The sequence below is a fragment of the Allobosea sp. genome (assembly GCF_030694325.1).
Taxonomy (GTDB): Bacteria; Pseudomonadota; Alphaproteobacteria; order Rhizobiales; family Beijerinckiaceae; genus Allobosea.
The window spans coordinates 1-2,367 of sequence record NZ_JAUXYO010000134.1 but is presented as its reverse complement, the minus strand read 5'-3'; the positions used below and the strand labels follow the sequence as shown (position 1 = coordinate 2,367).

1 protein-coding gene is annotated in these 2,367 nt (G+C 72.9%); it reads left to right on the top strand.

Annotation, left to right across the window (positions count from 1 at the left end; translation table 11 throughout):
- Window positions 1-2,367 (top strand): hypothetical protein (locus tag Q8M82_RS08060; protein WP_305690850.1); only part of this gene is annotated, 2,367 nt, incomplete at both ends.

Sequence of the window (2,367 nt, the reverse complement as noted above, 5' to 3'; positions counted from 1 at the left end):
CCCCGGCGGTGGCCCAGACCGCGGCCGCCCCCGCCCCCGCTGAGGCGGTGGCCGCGCCGGCGGTCGATCCCGAGCCGCAGCCGGTCAAGATCACCGCCGACGGCACGCGGCTGGATTTCCGCTTCCCGCGCCGGACGGGCGCGGCCGGCTTCGTCGAGGCGGGCCTGGCGACGCTGATCTTCGACACGCGCGATACGATCGATCCGGCCGACCTCAAGGGCCTGCTCCCGCAGATCATCGAGGATGCGACGGTCAGCCGCGAAGGCAGGGTCGTGCTGGTGCGGCTGCGCCTCGCCGGGCAGCCGCTGACGCGCCTGTTCGACGACGCCGCGACCTGGTCGCTCGCCTTCGGCGAACAGGGCGGCAAGCCGGCCGAGCCGCTGGCGCCGACGCGGACCAATGACGACCAGGGCCACACCGTCGTCGCCGTGCCCCTGCCCGGCATGACCGGCGTTCACTGGCTGGAAGCGAGCCCCTCCGGCCTGCCGATGGCCGTGGCGACCGCGACCGGCCCCGTCCGGCTCACCGCCAAGCCCTATCAGTTCGTCGAGTTCGGCCTGCTGCCGACCGCCCATGGCGTCGTCGTCGCGCCCCGGGCCGACGACGTGCTGGTGCGCGCCGGCACCGAACAGGTCCGCATCGGCCGCAGCGGCGGCCTGACCGTGTCGCTCGACGTCGCCGCCCCGGACAAGGCCGGCGAGGCCAAGGCCGCGGAGGCCCGCACGCCCCTGCTCGACCCCGAGCAGTGGAACAAGCTCGTCGTCGGCGCGGTCCGCGAGCAGGAGCGCGCCCTGATGCGCGAGATCGCCGGCGCCTCGCGTGCCCGCAAATCCGAGACCCGCATGGAGTTGGCTCGCTTCTATGCGGCCAACGGACTGCTGCCGGAGGCGAAGGGCCCGCTGACGGCCGCGATGGCGGAGGATCCGGCGCTGCGCGCCAACCGCCAGGCCCTGTTCCTCAAGGGGCTGATCGCGGCCCGCATGCACCGCCTTCAGGACGCCGCCGCCGCCCTCGACGCACCCGCCATCAAGGACGATCCCGAGACCGGGCTCTGGCGCGCACTGATCGACCAGCGGCGCGGTCGGCATGCCCCGGCGCTGGCCGGCTTCCGTCGCGGCGACGCGATCCTCGACGGCTATCCGGTCGACCTCCAGGCGGAGCTGCGGCTCGCCAAGACGCGCTCGGCCCTCGCGCTGCAGGACGTCGCCGTCGCCGAACGCGAGATCGGGCGGCTCGGGGGCTTGCCCCATGACGCGGTCGACCAGGAGGAACTCGCCCTGCTCCGGGCGATGCTGGACGATGCCGCCGGCCGACCCGACAACGCCCTCGCCGGCTACAAGCCGCTCTTCGAGGCCCGCAGCCGGCCGGTCGCGGCGGAGGCGCAGCTGCGCGCGGTCAAGCTCGTCCAAGCGGAAAAGCGCGCCGATATCGGGCCCGATGAGATTCTGGCGCGGCTGGAGACAGTGTCGATCATCTGGCGGGGCGGCGAACTCGAGATCGAATCCCTCGCCGAACTCGGACGGCTCTATGCCGATGCCCAGCGCTGGCGCGATGCGTTCCAGGTCGCGCGGCGCGCCAGCGAAACCTTCCCCGAGCACGCGCTGACGCGGCGCATGCAGGACGAAACCGCCCAGCGCTTCGCGGATCTGTTCAGCGGCTCCGGCCTCGACAAGCTGTCGCGCATCGAGGCGCTGGCGCTGTTCTACGACTTCAAGGAGTTCCTGCCGATCGGCCGGCGCGGCGACGAGATCACGCGGCTCCTCGCCGACCGCCTGATCGGCCTCGACCTGCTCGACCAGGCCAGCGAGATCCTGCGCTACCAGATCGAGCGGCGCCTCACCGGCGCGGCCCGCTCCACCGTCGCGGCGCGGCTGGCGATGGTCAATCTGATGAACGGCAAGCCGGCCGAGGCGGTGCGCGCCCTCAGTACCACGCGCCTCGTCGAGCTGCCCGCCGACGTCAAGCGTGCCCGCCTCCTGCTCGAAGCCAAGGCGCTGTCGGATCTCTCGCGCACCGATCAGGCGCTCGACCTGCTCGAGGTGGAGCGCGGCCCCGAGATCGACCGGCTGCGCGCCGACATCTACTGGACCGGGCGGCGCTGGCGCGAGGCCGGGGAGTCGCATGAGCGCATCCTCGGCGAGAGCTGGCGCGGCGAGAAGCCCCTCAGCGACAGCCAGCGCGCCGATGTGATGCGGGCCGCCATTTCCTATGTCATGGCCGAGGAAGGGCTGTCCCTCGACCGGCTGCGCAGCAAGTTCGCGACCAAGATGGCGCAGAGCAGCGATGCGCGCACCTTCGCCTTCGTCACCGGGGCCAACCGCACCCGATCCGCCGACATCCGCGAGATGGCCCGCGCCGCCGCAGCGG